18 protein-coding genes are annotated in these 16,439 nt (G+C 34.3%); 3 read left to right on the top strand and 15 right to left on the bottom strand.

The window, feature by feature from the left end:
• Positions 1-15 precede the first annotated feature (15 nt).
• The 4 genes from NSS78_RS08590 to NSS78_RS08575 all read right to left on the bottom strand — a co-directional run bounded on the left by NSS78_RS08590 (position 16) and on the right by NSS78_RS08575 (position 4,508).
• Entirely contained in the window at positions 16-846 is an 831-nt protein-coding gene (locus tag NSS78_RS08590; protein ID WP_268412830.1) for a P22 coat protein - protein 5 domain protein, read from the bottom strand.
• 27 nt (positions 847-873) lie between these two features.
• On the bottom strand, positions 874-1,386 hold the full coding sequence (locus NSS78_RS08585) for a DUF4355 domain-containing protein (protein WP_268412826.1): 513 nt from the start codon (positions 1,384-1,386) through the stop codon (positions 874-876).
• Positions 1,387-1,509: 123 nt separating this feature from the next.
• Positions 1,510-2,841 (bottom strand): phage portal protein, encoded by a 1,332-nt coding sequence (locus NSS78_RS08580; RefSeq protein ID WP_342468347.1) that lies wholly within the window; start codon positions 2,839-2,841, stop codon positions 1,510-1,512.
• An 8-nt stretch (positions 2,842-2,849) separates the two neighbouring features.
• The gene (locus tag NSS78_RS08575) at positions 2,850-4,508 is read right to left on the bottom strand and encodes a hypothetical protein (protein ID WP_342468346.1); all 1,659 of its coding nucleotides are present in this window, start codon (positions 4,506-4,508) and stop codon (positions 2,850-2,852) included.
• A 434-nt stretch (positions 4,509-4,942) separates the two neighbouring features.
• Between NSS78_RS08575 and NSS78_RS08570 the strand changes: the two genes are divergently transcribed.
• A complete protein-coding gene (locus NSS78_RS08570) occupies positions 4,943-5,518 on the top strand; it encodes a recombinase family protein (protein WP_342468345.1) in 576 nt (191 codons plus the stop codon).
• Positions 5,519-5,533: 15 nt separating this feature from the next.
• Here the strand turns inward: NSS78_RS08570 and NSS78_RS08565 are convergent, their stop codons facing one another.
• Positions 5,534-5,941: a phBC6A51 family helix-turn-helix protein gene (locus tag NSS78_RS08565; RefSeq protein WP_342468344.1), complete on the bottom strand. Its 408-nt coding sequence runs from the start codon at positions 5,939-5,941 to the stop codon at positions 5,534-5,536.
• 83 nt (positions 5,942-6,024) lie between these two features.
• On the opposite strand from NSS78_RS08565, the gene NSS78_RS08560 reads away from it, so the two are divergent.
• Entirely contained in the window at positions 6,025-6,666 is a 642-nt protein-coding gene (locus tag NSS78_RS08560; protein WP_342468343.1) for a hypothetical protein, read from the top strand.
• Between the two features lie 78 nt (positions 6,667-6,744).
• Positions 6,745-7,359 carry a hypothetical protein gene (locus NSS78_RS08555; RefSeq protein ID WP_342468342.1) on the top strand — a complete coding sequence of 205 codons (615 nt, stop codon included), beginning with the start codon at positions 6,745-6,747 and terminating at the stop codon, positions 7,357-7,359.
• Here the strand turns inward: NSS78_RS08555 and NSS78_RS08550 are convergent.
• From NSS78_RS08550 to NSS78_RS08505, 10 genes are all read right to left on the bottom strand, one after another.
• On the bottom strand, positions 7,356-7,745 hold the full coding sequence (locus NSS78_RS08550) for a hypothetical protein (RefSeq protein WP_342468341.1): 390 nt from the start codon (positions 7,743-7,745) through the stop codon (positions 7,356-7,358). The genes NSS78_RS08555 and NSS78_RS08550 overlap by 4 nt on opposite strands.
• 48 nt (positions 7,746-7,793) lie before the next feature.
• Positions 7,794-8,258: a hypothetical protein gene (locus NSS78_RS08545; protein WP_342468340.1), complete on the bottom strand. Its 465-nt coding sequence runs from the start codon at positions 8,256-8,258 to the stop codon at positions 7,794-7,796.
• A 66-nt stretch (positions 8,259-8,324) separates the two neighbouring features.
• Positions 8,325-9,125, bottom strand: coding sequence for a hypothetical protein (locus NSS78_RS08540; protein ID WP_342468339.1), 801 nt, complete (start codon positions 9,123-9,125; stop codon positions 8,325-8,327).
• 42 nt (positions 9,126-9,167) lie between these two features.
• Positions 9,168-9,881: a hypothetical protein gene (locus tag NSS78_RS08535; RefSeq protein WP_342468338.1), complete on the bottom strand. Its 714-nt coding sequence runs from the start codon at positions 9,879-9,881 to the stop codon at positions 9,168-9,170.
• Complete coding sequence (locus tag NSS78_RS08530; RefSeq protein ID WP_342468337.1) at positions 9,878-10,345, bottom strand: hypothetical protein; 468 nt, start codon at positions 10,343-10,345, stop codon at positions 9,878-9,880. The genes NSS78_RS08535 and NSS78_RS08530 overlap by 4 nt, the downstream gene beginning before the upstream one ends.
• Positions 10,346-10,819: 474 nt before the next feature.
• On the bottom strand, positions 10,820-11,020 hold the full coding sequence (locus tag NSS78_RS08525) for a helix-turn-helix transcriptional regulator (protein WP_008343997.1): 201 nt from the start codon (positions 11,018-11,020) through the stop codon (positions 10,820-10,822).
• 183 nt (positions 11,021-11,203) lie between these two features.
• Entirely contained in the window at positions 11,204-14,260 is a 3,057-nt protein-coding gene (locus tag NSS78_RS08520) for a hypothetical protein (RefSeq protein ID WP_342468336.1), read from the bottom strand.
• A 328-nt stretch (positions 14,261-14,588) separates the two neighbouring features.
• Complete coding sequence (locus NSS78_RS08515) at positions 14,589-15,650, bottom strand: hypothetical protein (RefSeq protein WP_342468335.1); 1,062 nt, start codon at positions 15,648-15,650, stop codon at positions 14,589-14,591.
• Entirely contained in the window at positions 15,589-15,939 is a 351-nt protein-coding gene (locus NSS78_RS08510) for a hypothetical protein (RefSeq protein ID WP_342468334.1), read from the bottom strand. The genes NSS78_RS08515 and NSS78_RS08510 overlap by 62 nt, the downstream gene beginning before the upstream one ends.
• Entirely contained in the window at positions 15,929-16,432 is a 504-nt protein-coding gene (locus tag NSS78_RS08505; protein ID WP_342468333.1) for a hypothetical protein, read from the bottom strand. Before NSS78_RS08505 ends, NSS78_RS08510 begins: the two co-directional genes overlap by 11 nt.
• Between the last annotated feature and the right edge of the window lie 7 nt (positions 16,433-16,439).

Genomic DNA, 16,439 nt, shown 5'->3' with positions numbered 1-16,439 from the left:
GAATCCCCTCTCTTATCAATAGTTTTCAAATTTAGCAGTTAATAAAGCGATCCCCTTCGGTTTCGCCAATTTCGCTCCATAAACATTTAACCCTTTCACTGCATCCGCAAAGTGTTTTTCTTGACGGAATGATTCAACCTTATTCAGTTGCGATGCAAAGGTAATTGCTGATCGATGACCTGCCATAATCTTATAGTTGCCATCCACTACAGGACAATTGTTAGAAGTGTAAACTTTTAAAGAACTAACATTCCCGATATATCCGTCATATAGAACTTCAGGAAATTTAGTGAAACGTGCGTCTTTTTGTAGCATTCCATAACCCGCTTCTGGAATAACAACGAATCTATCTTTCTTAGGAACATTTGCTTCAGATAGCTTTACGTCTAAATCAACCAAATGGTTATACAGGCTTCCTGAATGAACTCCTTGCGGTTCTGCATCAGTACCAATAATATTATTCTCATCTACTCCAGTGTACAAATTGGCGATAAACTTATCTACGTTTTCAGCGATTCCGAAAGCAGCCTCTGTCATAGCTTCCTTTAGAATATTAATATTTGATTGAGCTGCAGCAATGTCTTCAACTTTAAAGTTAAAGAAATCTCTCTGATCAATTTTAAGCTCCATTTGTTCAGCATCAAGTTCTTCTGGGTCACCTACCCCATCCTTTTCTGTGTACTTTCCAATTGTTACTTTACCTAGCGTGTTCATCTTAACGGTGCTTCCGTATTTCACATCGCCTTGATAATCCGAATTAACAAGATTCCCGTACACTAAAGATTTTTTGTACATTTTGTTTAAATTAGTTGACCAAACAACTGGGAAAAACTTTTCATATGCCATATTTTAATTCACCTTAACCTTTTATAATTAATTTTGTGATGTAAGAAGCTGAAGAACAGCCTCTTCATTTTCCAAATATTCTTTTTCAGACATGCTTTCTAACTGCTCAATAGTAAATGTTTTTGGTTGTTGTAGACTGCCTTTTGGATCAATGCCATCTTCTTTAAGTCTTTCTTTTGTCTTACTTTGCAAATGTTGATCGAAAACATCTTTAAAAATATTGAGATTAGCTTCTGTTTTCTCAGAATCATCAGATAGGAAAAAGTCAATTAATTGAGTCGGTAGACCATCTTGGTGAGCCTTCTCTAAAGCTTTTTCTTTGATCTCCTTCATCTTGAGAGTTTTTTCTAATTTTTCAACTTTGATTTCAAGTGGATTTTTAGTTGGATTGAGTTCTTTAACCTTTTGATCAACTAGCTTATCCAAATTATTAGCTTTCCACGTTTCTAACCCTTTTGTAAAATGTTGATCTAAACGTGGTTGAAGATACTTCTTGCCATCGTCAGTTTCTAAAAACTGTTTTACTTCTTCTAAATTCATATGTATCACTCCGTTTAATTTGCCTTTATGTGCTCGCCATAAAGTCTATTTTGTTGTATGTATAACCCACATTCATACATCCCTGCCCTAACCGCTCGCAGGATTCCCAATTTTAAAGCATAATTAAAACCCTGTTGGTTCAACAGGGTCTTCTTGTGCTGGTATTACTAAAACATCTGGTTTACCAGCTGTCGTATCTTTGCTATTTTCTAGTTGTTTTTGAAGCTTTTCATATGCTGCAGAGGGGTTTGAGATAAAAGATAATCGAGATAGAAGGTCTTCATGAGGAACTATTCCATTCAATGCAGCTACCATTTGAGCATTGGCAACATCATCAACTGGAACATTTCGTGTGAAGGAGATAGCAATATCTTTATAATCAAACTTCCTATTTTTGATGTCTTTAAGCGCTAAATATTCACAGAAAAGTTTGAGCCTTGATTTTAACAACTGATCAAAGTCTGACTCACTGATAGCTGATTGGTTTTCAAGCTCTTGAAGCTTTAAACGAATTGTTACTCCTGAAGTATTACTTTGGAAATTCTCGTTTAAATTAACTTGATGACTTTGAGCGTAGATTTCATCTTGAAACAATTGAAGTACGTCTTTTAAGAAAGTAGCATTGATGTCTTTTGTAAGCCACTTCACTTCAGAATTTGCATTAGGCAACTGAATAATACCGTTTTCCCGCATCTCTTTAGCGTCTTTCATTGTAATATTACAGTTTTTAAACACGAGATAAGAGTTACGATGATCCATGATTTCTTGAGCTGACACCGACAGGATAGCATTGTAAATGTCAATAATCTTCATAATATCTTCAAATGTAGATTTCTTAGAATCGTTATTCTTTAATTCTCTTACTGGACAACGAGAAAACCTATGTGGCTTTTCTTGTAAAAGTTCAAAAGCACCACCATTAATCTTATAATTTCGAAAATGGGTGTCATCCCAGACATCAATGTACTCACTGTCATCAAATTTCACTTTATATTTTCGAACAGCTAAAGTAATCCTATTTTCAACAGAATTATCGTGAAGCACAATCATTTCAGATGGATGGTATACAGCACATTGAAAATCCCCTTCGCTATTAATGAAGCTAACCTCATAAGCATGACCATTAATCGAAGATATAATTTTTAATTTAATGTTATGATTGTGTTCCCATGTATTAAAGTTGTAATCAATCAAGCTTAGAAATTCTTTGTTGTCAGTTTTAGAATTGTAACTAACTGGTTTACCCAACAAATATCCCACACTGTTTTGAACCATCTTCCTGCAATAGTTAAAATAAACCCTCATATCATTTTTCATTGGGTCATTTGCAATACGTTTATGAAGAATGTCGTGATCACCGTTATAATACCGCCACTTTTTATCATAATTAGGTTTAGTCAATTTTAATTCATCAAGCAGCTTATTTATAATTTCTTCTTTATCAAAAATACTCATACACCTCTTTAGAAGAACCAGCTCTTAGGTATTGATTTAACATACCCTACGTCTTCTACTTCATTTATTCTTTTAGACCATTCTGCAACTGCATCAGGAAAGTCGTCATAAGCAGAGAAATCCGCTCCGGCGAAATCTTTGAGCTGTTGAATGGCCTCTTCATCCTCATCATTAAAAATGATTCTTCCCATATTTACATCACCGACAATAGTGTTGATTCTGTCATCCTTGTTTTTAGTAACGGCATTATTCAACCACTCGATATTCCTGCCAGATAATTCAGGATCATTTTTAACTAATTCTTGAAGCTGAATTACATCCGCTCCGTTATATACGTTTTTCTCAATGTTGACAAAAGTAATGTCGGGATATTGTTTGAGCAACTTCAACGTGCAAGCCATGTAATCCTCATACTCACCTTTAAAGACAGTACCTTTACGAACGTATTTGATATTCATATCTGATATACTACCTACAACAAAAGCGTAATAGTCTTTTTTCTTCTTTTGTTTGTTTCGTGTCCCTGCTGGATCAATAGAAAGCATGGTTTTAACAAAGTCATGACTTTCAATTTTCTCAGCAGATTCAGTAATGATAGTTTTGAATTTCTTTTGCCCAGTAGAGGTGATAACACCTTGGACTTCCTGGTTATATGCAACTGGGTTTTCATAATAAGCAAGAGCCATTTCTAATGGTTTCCAGTAACTTTCCCACAGAATCGGAAATTTCATTTCCTTTTCATTTTGATAATAAAACTCTTTAGCATGTTGCAGCCTGTTCTCATTTTTAGAATCTGAAAGAATGTCTTTAAATTCAGCCCATAGACCAGAATTAAACAATTCATCAATGTCATCTACAAGAATCCCTTTTTCTTTGCGAACCTGCCACGTAGCTAACTTTTGAAGCCTACTATAGAAACACTCTGGATGCTGAATTGTTCCACATCCAATCATAATGCCGCCTTGTCTAACCATTTTCCCATTTTCATCAAATTGTGGTTTTTGGAATGCAAAGTTAACATCTGAAGAAAAACGACTCCATTTTTTCTCTCTATTTGCATCCGTAGCACAATCGTCATTGTTTTGGTAATCATCTAAAATGGCTAACTCAATCCGAGTGTTTCCGTACTTCCTACCCCTCATATCTGTTTTACTACTGATACTTTCAACCATCGTTCCATTTGTGAACTCAAGTTGCGAAGAATTACAGATATATTTTTTGTTCGTGGGATCTAAAAGCTTGCCATAGCACGACTCAATATAAACGTTGCCTACAAACACTTCTTTGATTTGCTTAATAAACTTTTCAGCAAGGTCACCAGTCGATGAACATACTAATGTGAAAATTCTAAGCTTATTTGCAACAGAAAAAGAAACAGCTGGTAAGTTTGCGAAGGCACTTTTACCTGTTCCCCTCGGAAGAATATACGATTGCTTATCATGCGTATTACGCAAAAGCATTCCTTCAATGTCTTCCCATATCTCTCTATGAATAGGAGCTATTTCAGACGTATCAGGCGCTCTAAATGTATCTTGCAGGAAAAATAAACAGAAGAATTCAAGATTTTTCTGACCTAATTCCCAAGCTAATCCATGATATGTGAATAAATCCTCAGCACGTTTCATCATCATATGAGATGCGAAATCTTCTGCTTCTGTTTCAGTCATATTCTCTCTTATTGCCTGTTTGACTAAATATTCATATAAAAACATCCTATTTTCAGATGTGTTTATGTTTATTGATTTGGTTATTTCTATCACCTCGAAATTTTGAAAAATACTGCAAAAAATTTGTACCCTGCTATCGTTTAAAAGGGCATTTTCTCAAACAGAAAGGTGGGGGTTAAAGCCTATCAGCTTCCTGTCTAAGCCTCTTTATCTACTTCGAGATATATTTGTATCAACTGTTCTATCGCTTCTATATCGAGCTTTAAACACTCTTATAATCTGCCTACAATTATGTGATTCCAAAATGAATTCAAGTAATATCGGTGTCATAACTTTTAAGTATTGACACCACTTAAGACACCCAGTATAATTAAGGTATCAAAAGGTGTCATAACTTAGTGTCATAAATACATACTTAAAAAGGGGTGCTCAATATGAAATATGGTTATGCTCGTGTAAGTACACAAGGTCAAGACTTAACAGGTCAAATCGAACAATTGAAAGAGGAAGGTTGCGAAAAGATTTATCAGGAGAAATTCACAGGGACACGCCAAAAGGAAGTTGAACGCCCCCAATTTAATGCCTTACTATCACAATTACACAAAGGAGACACCTTAGTAGTAACTAAACTTGATCGGTTTGCAAGATCAGCTAAAGATGCAATTGATGTAATTGAAGATTTGTTTGATAAAGGAATTAAAGTTCACGTTTTGAATATGGGACTCGTTGAGGATACGCCTACAGGCCGCTTGATATTTAACATCTTGAGCTCTTTTGCTCAGTTTGAAAGGGATATGATTGTAGAACGTACACAAGAAGGAAAAGCACGTGCGAAGCAAAGCGAGGACTTTAGAGAAGGAAGACCGAATAAGTTCTCAAAGAAGCAAATACAGCACGCTCTTGAGTTATTAAACGATCATTCGTATAAACAAGTTGAACAGCTGACAGGCATAAGCAAGAGCACACTAATTAGAGCTAAAAAGAAACAACAAACCCTCTCTATGGTATAATATAGATGAGGGTTTTTATTGTTCTTCCTTAGATTTCTTCCACTTTTTAATTTCATCTTCGATTGTTTCTTTATCTACTTCATTAGACTTTGTTTCAGTAATTTCAACCTTAGATGTTGGAGTACCTTCTGAATATGCCAGCAGCGTTTTGAGTGCGTCTAGCTGATCCTTAGTCTTTTGACTATCATCCATGCCGATATTCTCCAATTTTTTAAACCAATTCTTAGCTCTTGCGCTTCTCTCTTGCTGTGCTAAAAGTTTGAAGTTTTGTATCTCATTGTCCAGCTCCTGTAAGTATTCTTTATCTTTTCTCCAAAGGTATAATGCATTACGACTGACTCCAATTTCATCAGCAATTTCCTGCATTTTCATCCTTCCTTCAGCAATTAACGAGATCGATTTAATCTTTCTTTCATCTAACATATTTCGCTTTACACACCTTTTTATTTACAAATTTTTGTTTTTTTATTATAGTTTACCTACTAAATAGAATAGGGTGACTAATTATGTCAAAACCTTCATTTCGTCATATTCTTGACAATATGATTTTTAAAGAAATTCAACTAAATGAAGTATCAGATTACTACTATGAAATGGAACAATACAATCAAAAATCACAAAATGAATACAGTGAACAACTTAGAAATGCTTTAAAAGCTAGTGAAGATGGATTAGCTAATGAAGAAATAGATGAGTACATCGAAGAATTTTCTGCTAAAAAAGAGTATTACAAAAAAACACACGCTAATTTATTGAGACAGAATACTTTCCTTCAAATATATTTTTTATTTGAAAACTATTTGAACAAAAAATGTGAGCTTTGCCAAGAGATTCTTGATATAGATGTGGGTTTAAAAGATATCGAGGGTAGAGGAATTAAAAGAGCGAAAATATATTTAACAAAGCATGGCCAAATCACAGGCCCTTTCAGTAGCCACCTATGGAGGGATATTTCAAATTACGGTAAAGCAAGAAATGCCATAGCACACGCAAATTCAACAGCTAAAAATACTGAAGGTGAAATAAAAAGTTTACCTGGATTGATTATTTCATACAAAAATTCAGAGATATTTACCTTCACTTTAGATGAAACTTTCGTTCCGTCATGTTTAAAAACAGTAAGAGATTTTGTAGATTTATTAAAGTAACCATATTCATTACATGATTATTCCAATCAATTTTAAATACTAACACATAAACTCTAAATAATACTCAAAGGTGATAGAATGTATCAATTTACAAATGCGGCAGAATTTAGATTAACAATGGAATTAGAAAAGATTAAAAAGTTTTATGAAGAGTTAGAGCTTAATCATTCCAAAATATCTTTAGAGAACGATCGACTTTTAAAAGAAAACACTTCATCGTTAACAGAAGAAGAAGAGTTGAAATATTATGAAGATCATTTCGATGTAGATTCATATAATAAATATAACGTTTGGTTTCCGCAATTGACCAGACAAGGACTTTTCACTCAAACTTTTTTTATTTTTGAATATTATCTAAATCAACTATACATAGAATTTAAACTAGAACAAGATCATAAGGTAAACTATAAAGATATGCATGGAAGTGGCATTAAAAGAGCTCATCTCTATCTAAGTAAAATTTGCTCTATTGACAAACCTTTTCAGACAAATGAATGGAAACTGCTTAAAGATTATAATAAGGTTAGAAATGCCATAGCCCATGAAAACGGGGAAATGAATGAAAATGTCAACTTAAAAGGGTTTGTTAAAATTGAATATAATAACAGCCCTGATACATTTATTCTCGAAGAGGATTTTGTCGACAATTTCTTAAAAACCATAGAGGGTTTTAGATCTAAATTTTATGATTAATCATTTTCTGTCACTCTAGTCTTTAAAACAACTGTTAACAATTCATCATTAAATTCATCAATGATATTGTTAACAGTTTCTTTCACTTCTTCACTTGGTTCATAAAACGGGTCTAATCTATGATTGGCCAATTGATCATTCTCGAACTCTAGCTTGGCAATATGATCTAACATTTCTTTGGTAACTCTTTTGAAACTATCAATGTCAACCAGTTGCGCGTTGTTTTCTTTACAGGAATCACACCGTTGGAACGAATACTTTCCGCCTAGAATACGACATAGATGAGATACTGTTTCTAAGATTCCTTCTGGTGTACTACATCGCTTCACTAAACATTTATCACAATCCATAAGAATTGTTTCTTTGTTTTTGTTCTTTTTAAACATCCTTAAATCAATCCTCTCTAATTTTAATTCCACTGTATTTAACGTGTCTTACAGCTCATCTAACGCTTTAATAACTTGCTCCGTCTTATTATCCAAATCGCTTTCAACAAGCTGATCTACAGCATCCTCAACACTCTTGATATGATCAAACACCTTCTGAATACTTTCTTCGGGAAATGACATCATAATCTGTCCCATCAACCCACTATCGACTAAGTTGACATACGCACTCATTTTAGATTTCAGGCTGTTTGGGATTTTAAGGTTTGTAAACTTCTTGATGATCAAGAAATACAACCAATCCGTCATAGCAACTTCATCAATCTTCAAACCATTTTTATCTCCATTAAAGTAATCGGTATTTAACTCTTTAAGGACTTCCGCAATTTTACTGGGCGCAAACTCTGGATAAATATAAAGGTGGAACTCATCATTCAGTTGAACCTTCTTTTTCTCATCATATTTCTTGGTGAGTTCACCTAATGTTGTTAAATTCACTGCTTTTGTCGTCATTTTTCATTCTCCTTTTTGTGTGAATTATTAAGGGGTGTGCAACATTTAATCGCACACCCAAGTAAATTAATCTCCTAAGTCTCCACCATCGTCAGGCGTTGAGTTGCCAGGTGCAGAAGGTGCTGCTCCTTTTGAGCCATCTTCATTACGCTTAACTCTTGCAAAACGTCCGATTTTCCCATCGTCATCCGCAAGCGCTCTATAACCTAACTCTGGTGTAAAGGCCTGTCCAGCCTCAAGAGACATATCAAACTCGCCTGAGAAGTTAACTTTAGGCAACTGAATGTATAAGTCACTGAATACTTTAGATGTAATTGGATCATATTCAAGTGTATGGAGTTCTAAGTAATAGTTCTCTGAGAACTTATCACCATTGATTTCAACAGTTTCAGCATCCACTTCAATTAAGTAATGAACTGTAACTTGTTCGCCCTTTTTAGCAAAAGTATTGGATAATGTATAACTCGTTCCAGAAACGGCAGTCTGATAGACTTCCCCATTGGTTTTATTTGTGAATGTAACTTCTGAATCTTCTAAAGGTGTTTTTGTCAAGGTAACACCATTTGAATCATTAACTGTTAGAACTTCATCTTCGTAAACGGAAATAGTTTCATTCTCAATGGAAACTCCTTGCTGCATTGCCATGAAATCAAGGTCAAAGAAAGCGTTCCTAATGTTACCTGAGACTTCTTTGCTTGAGTTAATAACATATAAATCCTTGTTTCCCCAACCGCCTTTTAAAAAGTCCTGCTGAACTTGTTGTGCGAGGGATGTTAATTGTGTTACTGCTGAACCAATTACTTTACCCGTACTGATTTGTTTCATTGTCACTTTTCCAACTTCGTGTATAACTGACTGCTTTGCCATTTCTAATAAACAACTCCTTAAATAATAAAAAGACTGATTTTATCAGCCTAGTAATTTTTCAATTGATTCTGAATCTTTTTGTGACAAGTGATGTTTCTCCTCAGCATATAGGTCAATATGATCGTCCCATCCATTAACCTTCACTTCTGAACTGACAGTAGCAAAAATAACAGACGCATCATGATTTTCTTTTTTGAGTATGCGGTGATATGTAAGATAAAGCTGATAAAGAGACCACTCATTAATAGTGGAATAGTCTACGCCTGTCATTACTACAACCACACTAATCATGTCTGATAGATCAGCGCCATTATCACTTGACTTCAATTCCTTTGAAATCTGATTAAGCTCTTCTATCTCTGAATTTGGAGATTTCTTGTCCTCATTGATTAGATGCATCTTCAAGACAAGACTTCTCAATTCTAGGAAGTTTTCATTCGATATTTTTGACATGATTTCTTTATCATCGAAAACCTTAATAAATATAGATTGATAAGCTTCTAAATACAGCGGATGCATCAAAATTAGTTGAAATAAATTACGACCACTAACCATTTCTTCAATGTCTTCGGCATCGAGTTTATCTTTCAAGGCCTGTCGCATAGACTCTACTATTTTATCTTGGTTATCTGCCATCAATTGGAGGTCACTAGAAAAATCAACATACTCTTTAATCTTGATGAAGTGACAATCCCCAATGGGCGTTCTTACAGGTTGCCCAGTGCCGAAAAGCTGCATAAAATCATTTGATTTCATTTGCTTGTACCAAAAGTAAAAATAAGTTTATAACCGATATATCCATTCGGGGAATTTGGGATTAGTAATCGCTTATAATTCACAATTTTTCCGAAGCCAGTTGCTCTGCTATTAAAAAGCAGCTGTGCAAGATTATCTTGAATCTTTAAGTTTCTTAATTCAATTTGTTCCACTTCATCAATACTGGTATAGATGTCAATCATGATATCTTGGGATTGAATTTGTAGGTTGTTTGTGGGAGTACCATTCGCTAGGTACATACACATTCTAGCAATTGGTTTTTCATCTTCTAAATCATCAATTTTAGGGGATCTGTAGATTAACAAGGGGATTTGATCATCATTTGTTACATCGGGATGATCTGAAGATAATGGGGATTCTTTATAGAATAAGAACCTATTATTCTTTTCATTAGATGAAATCAGTCTGTAAATATCTAAAAAATTTTGCTCAATATTACTCATTTAAACGTGTCACCTCCTTTATCCAATGAGGGACTAAACTTGTCATAGAAATCTCTTTCTTTATATTCTGTTCAACTCGTTCCAGTAAGGCAGGATCAATTTTGCTATAGATTTTTTGAAAATCTGTATTGGGATTTGGGTTTCCCCATTTTGGTTTAAACATGGCTTACACCATCCATTTATATGAAATATTATCGTTTGAATTTTTTTAGTTGTACGAATACAGGAGCGCATATAGCGCCCCAACACTCATACAAAAAGGAGAAATAAAAATGTTTGTAACATTCGGTGGAAATGGACTGCATCTTACAATCCACACCTAATCATTCGTTTTCTGGAGGAGAAAATAAATGGTTACTAAACTTCAAAAAGCGCAAATTCATTTATTTTTGATAAGGTCGCTGAAATTGCTAGGTACAACCCTTATTTGTTGTTTCCGCAACAAACGGTATTGTAGTGACGACCAAAAAATTGCTACTTTTTCTTCCATACGAGTTCAGGGCGAGAATAAACAAATTCGACAAGTCGATTTAATTTTTCTTTTGAAATCTCGCACTCGAAAGTGAAGTATTTACTCAAATGAGACTGAGTACAACCGCAATGCTTGGCTGCTTCCACCTGGGTTATTCTTCTTTTTTGCATAGCTTGTCTTAGTTCAAATCGTTCGATATTCATTTATTCTAGTCCCGACTCCTTTCGCAAGATTTATTTAATCATTGCGTTATCATTCATTTTTATGTTATGTTTTAAATAGGGATTTATTTATTCCCTAGTATACGGTTATAGAAATTCATATGAATATAAAAAACCCTTGTTGTATCAAGGGTTCTTCGTGCATCCATTAATCTGTTATCAAATTCACGCGGACATTTTTCTGTTTTTTCTCGCAATCGCTTTTCTATCCGCATCCAACTGTTTCCGATGATCTTTATAACAATTCTCACATAAGTAATGTCTTCTGGCATTCAGATCACTCAACTTGTTTTCACAATGATGGTTTTTACATTCAGCAATCACATTTAAATTTGTCTTCAGATTCCACAGGAGATCATTTCCAAAGCATCCCCATAATGTATCCTTGAATTTTGTCTTCTTAATGAAGAATAGATATTCAACTAAGATATCGACCACTTCAGTTTTTGTCACATTTAGATTCAATAGTTCCTCAGTGAATACCTTATACACAAACCATTTTTTATCAGATCTCTTTTCTTCCTTTTTCTCTTGATTACTTAACCTGTATTTATTCGTATCCATCATTTTGTACACTTTGATCACTTCAACCATCTTTAATAAATCTGAATCCCCATGATTTATCTTCAATTCACGCATTACACATTCGTTTAATCTTCTAATCCTTTCTAGCAATCTAGGGCTACGATCAGGTGCGCTTAAACTCTCATAATATCTCGCTTTGTATAACTCTTTATACTCTTTAAGGAGTTGATCTAATTTATCAATATTTTCTTTTGTTAATGGTTTTTTCTTATGTAATTTCGGACTCAAGAACAGTCTGTAATTATACTCTAATGGATCCAACGCCTTATCAAAACTTCTTTTCGTTTCTCTTGCAGTCGGCATAATTATATCTATCTTATCAACAGTCATAGCACCGTTAGGCATTTCAACGTTTTTCTCTTCCTTGTCTTTCGCATATTTAAAGAAGTATGGCAGCTTTCGCCTTCTTGTTTTATCATCTTCTTCAACTTTCAAGAACTTTTCAATCTCATTACTAGCATGTGTAGCCCTCGTTGGCTGGTATAACGTTTTCGCATAGTCTATTCCAAAGTTATTCTCCATCGTTAACCATTTGATTACATCCAGGTTCACATTTTCGCTATTCCAAACTTTTGAAATGTTATTAGAAAACTCTCCGATGTTGATCTTGAAAGAACTTCTCAAATTGTCATATATTTTGCCGTTTTCAATGATATCTTTCTGAGCAGATTCCATTTCATAATAAAGAGGAAGAATTTCATCATGTTGGCCAACCTTCATATTTCTTTTAGCAATACTGACAAATTCCTTATCGCTTACAACAAGAGCCTTATCACCATCAAAATCAAACTGCAATAACCTAAATAGAGAGTCTTTGTTTGATGTATAGATTCCTTTTGTGATGAACCATTTCTTCGTTTTTTCGTTTATCACATTGGATCTGATGCCATGCTCTCTATAAAGGTGAGGAGAACGAAGCACGTCAATTTCTAAGCTGTCTTCATATAATTTACAGCTAACCTCTCCATCTTCAATTAATCCGTTTGGATTTTTCTCACCAGTAAACCAAAATTCACAAGCTGCGTACAGGTCGGGTATTAAGAAAGTATGATGTGATCCTTTTAACTTTATTTTTCCTGCTTTAGCTTCCTTGATCATCCTCGCTTTAATTTCTTTGATCGTTTCTTTCACATGATTATCTTTTAATAAGCTAGGATATACAAACAGAGCTTCCTGGAGATTGCTTCTTTTCTCATTTTCTTCAACGGCTCCCATAACATCTAACATGGCATCAGTGCTCTGATAAAGTGTTTTGATCTCATTAATCGTAAGTTTTGTTAATCTTGTCATTTCGCTGTCTGTGATGTCCGTTAACGTTTGAAGCATTTGATAGTTAAGCTTACTTGTCTTTAAGTTCTCCTCTTCCTCATTTAGTTTGGATGCTTCACAATTGTATTCCTTGAAACAGCGTTTGTAGTGATCCCACTTACTTTCCCTTTCGTTACCATAATAGCTCCACATTTTAAATTGAGACTTTGTAAGGATCATGTGAATATCGTCTACCAGCACATCCCATTCACGACCATCAATGTCTTTTATAATTGATTTACCATGCTCTTTTGCAAACTGTTTGAAATCGAAAGGTACTAGCATCCCCTTCATAAATGGTGCTCTGAATTGAAATGGTTTATCTGCAACAGTTGGCAATATCATTCCGCAGCCATCAGTCTGATCGACTGGAATAGTCATCTTCTTCCGAGTTATTTCATATGTATTACGATCAATATAGTCAAAGTGGCCTTCTATTTCATTTTCAAAGTCTGGAACAACTATTGCTTTATCAATATCGAACCCTTCCCATACTGCACTAGCACTATTCGATAAAGCTAGATAGGCATTCCATTTATTGATATTCATACCGCCTTTAGAGTTGATCAACTTTTCATCGAGTCCGCACATTAAGGTTGTTTTGTGCTTATTTAGCGATGACCTCTTGATGAAAACACCTTTCTTATCACGAATCTGTCCAGCAGATGAAGCATAATAGTCGTACTGCTTTTTATTGAACTTAAATCCTTTTTTGATCAGACTGCCGAAAACTTCTTCATAAAAACTTTCAACAATAATAATTTCATCTGAAGGTTGTTCGTTTTCTGTTTCAATCCCTAATGTTCTAGTTAAGGTTGATTCAAAAATGCCAATAACCTTGTTAATATTGATATCTCCAGTATTCTTGTATCTGATTGCATCGAGATTGAGTTCCCTTGTCTTTTTAAAGTCCGACATCAATTCTTTCATTTTCTTCTTATTCTGGTTTTTAATAAGATTAGCAATCCCACATAATTTAACAATCTTTCTTCTAGTAAGACCTTCATCCCTCAACACTTCTATATTCTTCAGCTGCTTTTCTTCTGAACCTTCCAGCTCCTTTTTTGCAACTATCTTCAAGGAATCAACATAATCAGTAATTATTTTTTTGGCAGGCTGATGTTTTTTCATTTCTCCTTCTTGCTTCTCTGTTAGTTCAATTGTTTCCATTACGCTTAGACTTGCATTGCTACTTTTAACTTCTTTCAAAAATTCAACGAAGTAAGTCAAGCTAAGATTTTCATTATTGATTACCTGTTCCTCTGGTGTAAAAAATGCTGATGTGTCTAATGAGTAAATATATACTTGCTTTGATAAGTTTGATTTCAATGAATCTCCTCCAAATTGTTATTTCTATCACGAAGAATGATTAACTTGTTAATCATGATGAGAAGGTGTACAAAGCTTGCTTTGTGCAACTGCTCTTTTGCATGTGAGTGTTTATGTAATACATGGGGGATGCTTTAGATAGACAATTTTCCACTACGTTCCAAATTATCTATCGTGCAGCCAACCATCCCCCATACCCCCTTCAGACTGTGATTGGGATTTTGTTTTTCCTTTTAAAGAATGTTTTTCTCTAATATGTAAAGTGGAAAAAATAACGGATTGAAACGTTTTGCTCTTATATTTCTATAGGAAGTCTAAACCGTCAATTTTATAGTCCGTCAGGCAAGCTATATTCAATCTCAAAATCCAACTCATCTATTTCTTCAAGTTCCAAAATTTCTTGAGAGATAATCTTTGCATTATCTTTAATCACAATATCTATTAACTTCTTAATATCTTCAGAATATGACTGTTCAAGTCTAAATTCCTTTTGTTGTGACAATTCACTTTCAGTTTCGTGTCTTTTAGAACCGTTGATAGCTAATTTTTTACAGGCTTTTTCATTAAGCTCATTTTGATGTCGTTGCCTGTCTGATTTGTTCAACAGAAAATCCAATAGTTTATCAGACTCTTCTTTCAAATATTTATCGTTCGGTGTGATTTCATATGCAGAATAATAAAAATCAATACCTCCAAGTTCTTTTAAGAGTTTTTTTGACTTTTCACAAAACTCCTTCCAGTCTTTTGAGATTCTAAGACTTTTGAGGTTTGTATAACCGAGCGAGAGCATCGTGCTTCTCTCAGAAAATAAAATTAGACGCTTTTCGTCAGGCGAAGCTAAACTATGCATCCCATTTTTACTTACCTTTGTTACAGTATTACAAATAATAAGCCTTTTATTTTGAAGGGTTTTTAAAGCCAACTCAATCGCTCTTTTAAAAGAGTCATTTGTAGTATAGTAAAAGTCACTTACCACTTGCCTATCTACTTTACAAAATATAGATAAAGCTTTTTTTCTTTTAAAACAATGGCTGTAGTTTAGATTCACCAGATTGAGTTCCCTTAGAAACTTACTTTTGCTGATTATCAGGTTTCCACTATGTCTTTTCTGAGCTAACAGATCGAGAATTAAAATTTGCATGATATCGCCATAAACAGTGTTATTCCCTTTCCGCTTCCTCTTTTCAAGTGGAGTTTCATAAACTTGATCAATGGTAATTAGATGTCCAACTTTGTTATATGTACAGTACCTTTCCAACTCTCTAAACTGCGCTTTCTTCGTATCCGATGATTTTTTCACTTCGATGCCTAATTCTTGGCACATAACTTTATAATTTTTGAATTGTTTTCCTGGTTTTAAAATTTCTATTTTTATAATTATCGCTCCCATGCTTTTCAGTAATAATATCTATGTAATATCTCGCTGTCTCTCTGCAGCTGCTATCGCTATGTTCATCTGTTGCGATCTCGTACATGTACTTTATGTATTTCTCATCTAACCCTAGCTCCGCTATAAAATCCATAAGCATTGCTATTTGATTCTCAAAGTGTTTTAACGCTTTGTTAGTGTTGTCTAAACCAATCTCCAGGGCATATTGATTATTCTGAAGGAACCGTGTCTCAGCATCCTTCTCGTCCTCAAATACTTGATCAGTGTAATAGTGGTTATTATTTAGCATGAAGAACAACAACTCTCCTTTCTTCATCACAATCTAATTTACATAAAAGAGTTGTTTTACCCACTTCTAATTCCCTTATGTATTTCAACTTGCTGCTTTCAATTAAATCAATATGTATTGTCGCTTCAGGACAGTATTCACTCGAAACGATTATAGAGTCGCCTTCATCATTCCATTTAATTATGTTCATTCTGTGATATCCATCAGAAGTGAATGTGTTCATGCTTCTGATCATTACACCTATGTCTTTTCTTAGATTAGTCGTTGACTCTCGATAGAGAATTTTTTTACAGACACCTTTATTCATCCTATAAGGCATTTTGATGATCGCTGACTCTAAATGGTTTAATTTCACTAAATCAGCTACAAATCCATTAGTGATCAGCAGCGCATTCAATTCGGGGTTATAATATGTACCATTGTTTTTTAATTCAGTTGTGAAACCAATATCCTCTGCCATGCTTGCGATAGCCATGCTTCTGAATTTACCCAATCGCAAC

The sequence above is a fragment of the Bacillus sp. FSL W8-0920 genome (genome assembly GCF_038593215.1).
In the GTDB taxonomy this organism is placed as follows: domain Bacteria; phylum Bacillota; class Bacilli; order Bacillales; family Bacillaceae; genus Bacillus; species Bacillus pumilus.
The sequence above is the reverse complement of the archived record's forward strand: the minus strand, read 5'-3'. Positions and strand labels throughout refer to the sequence as shown.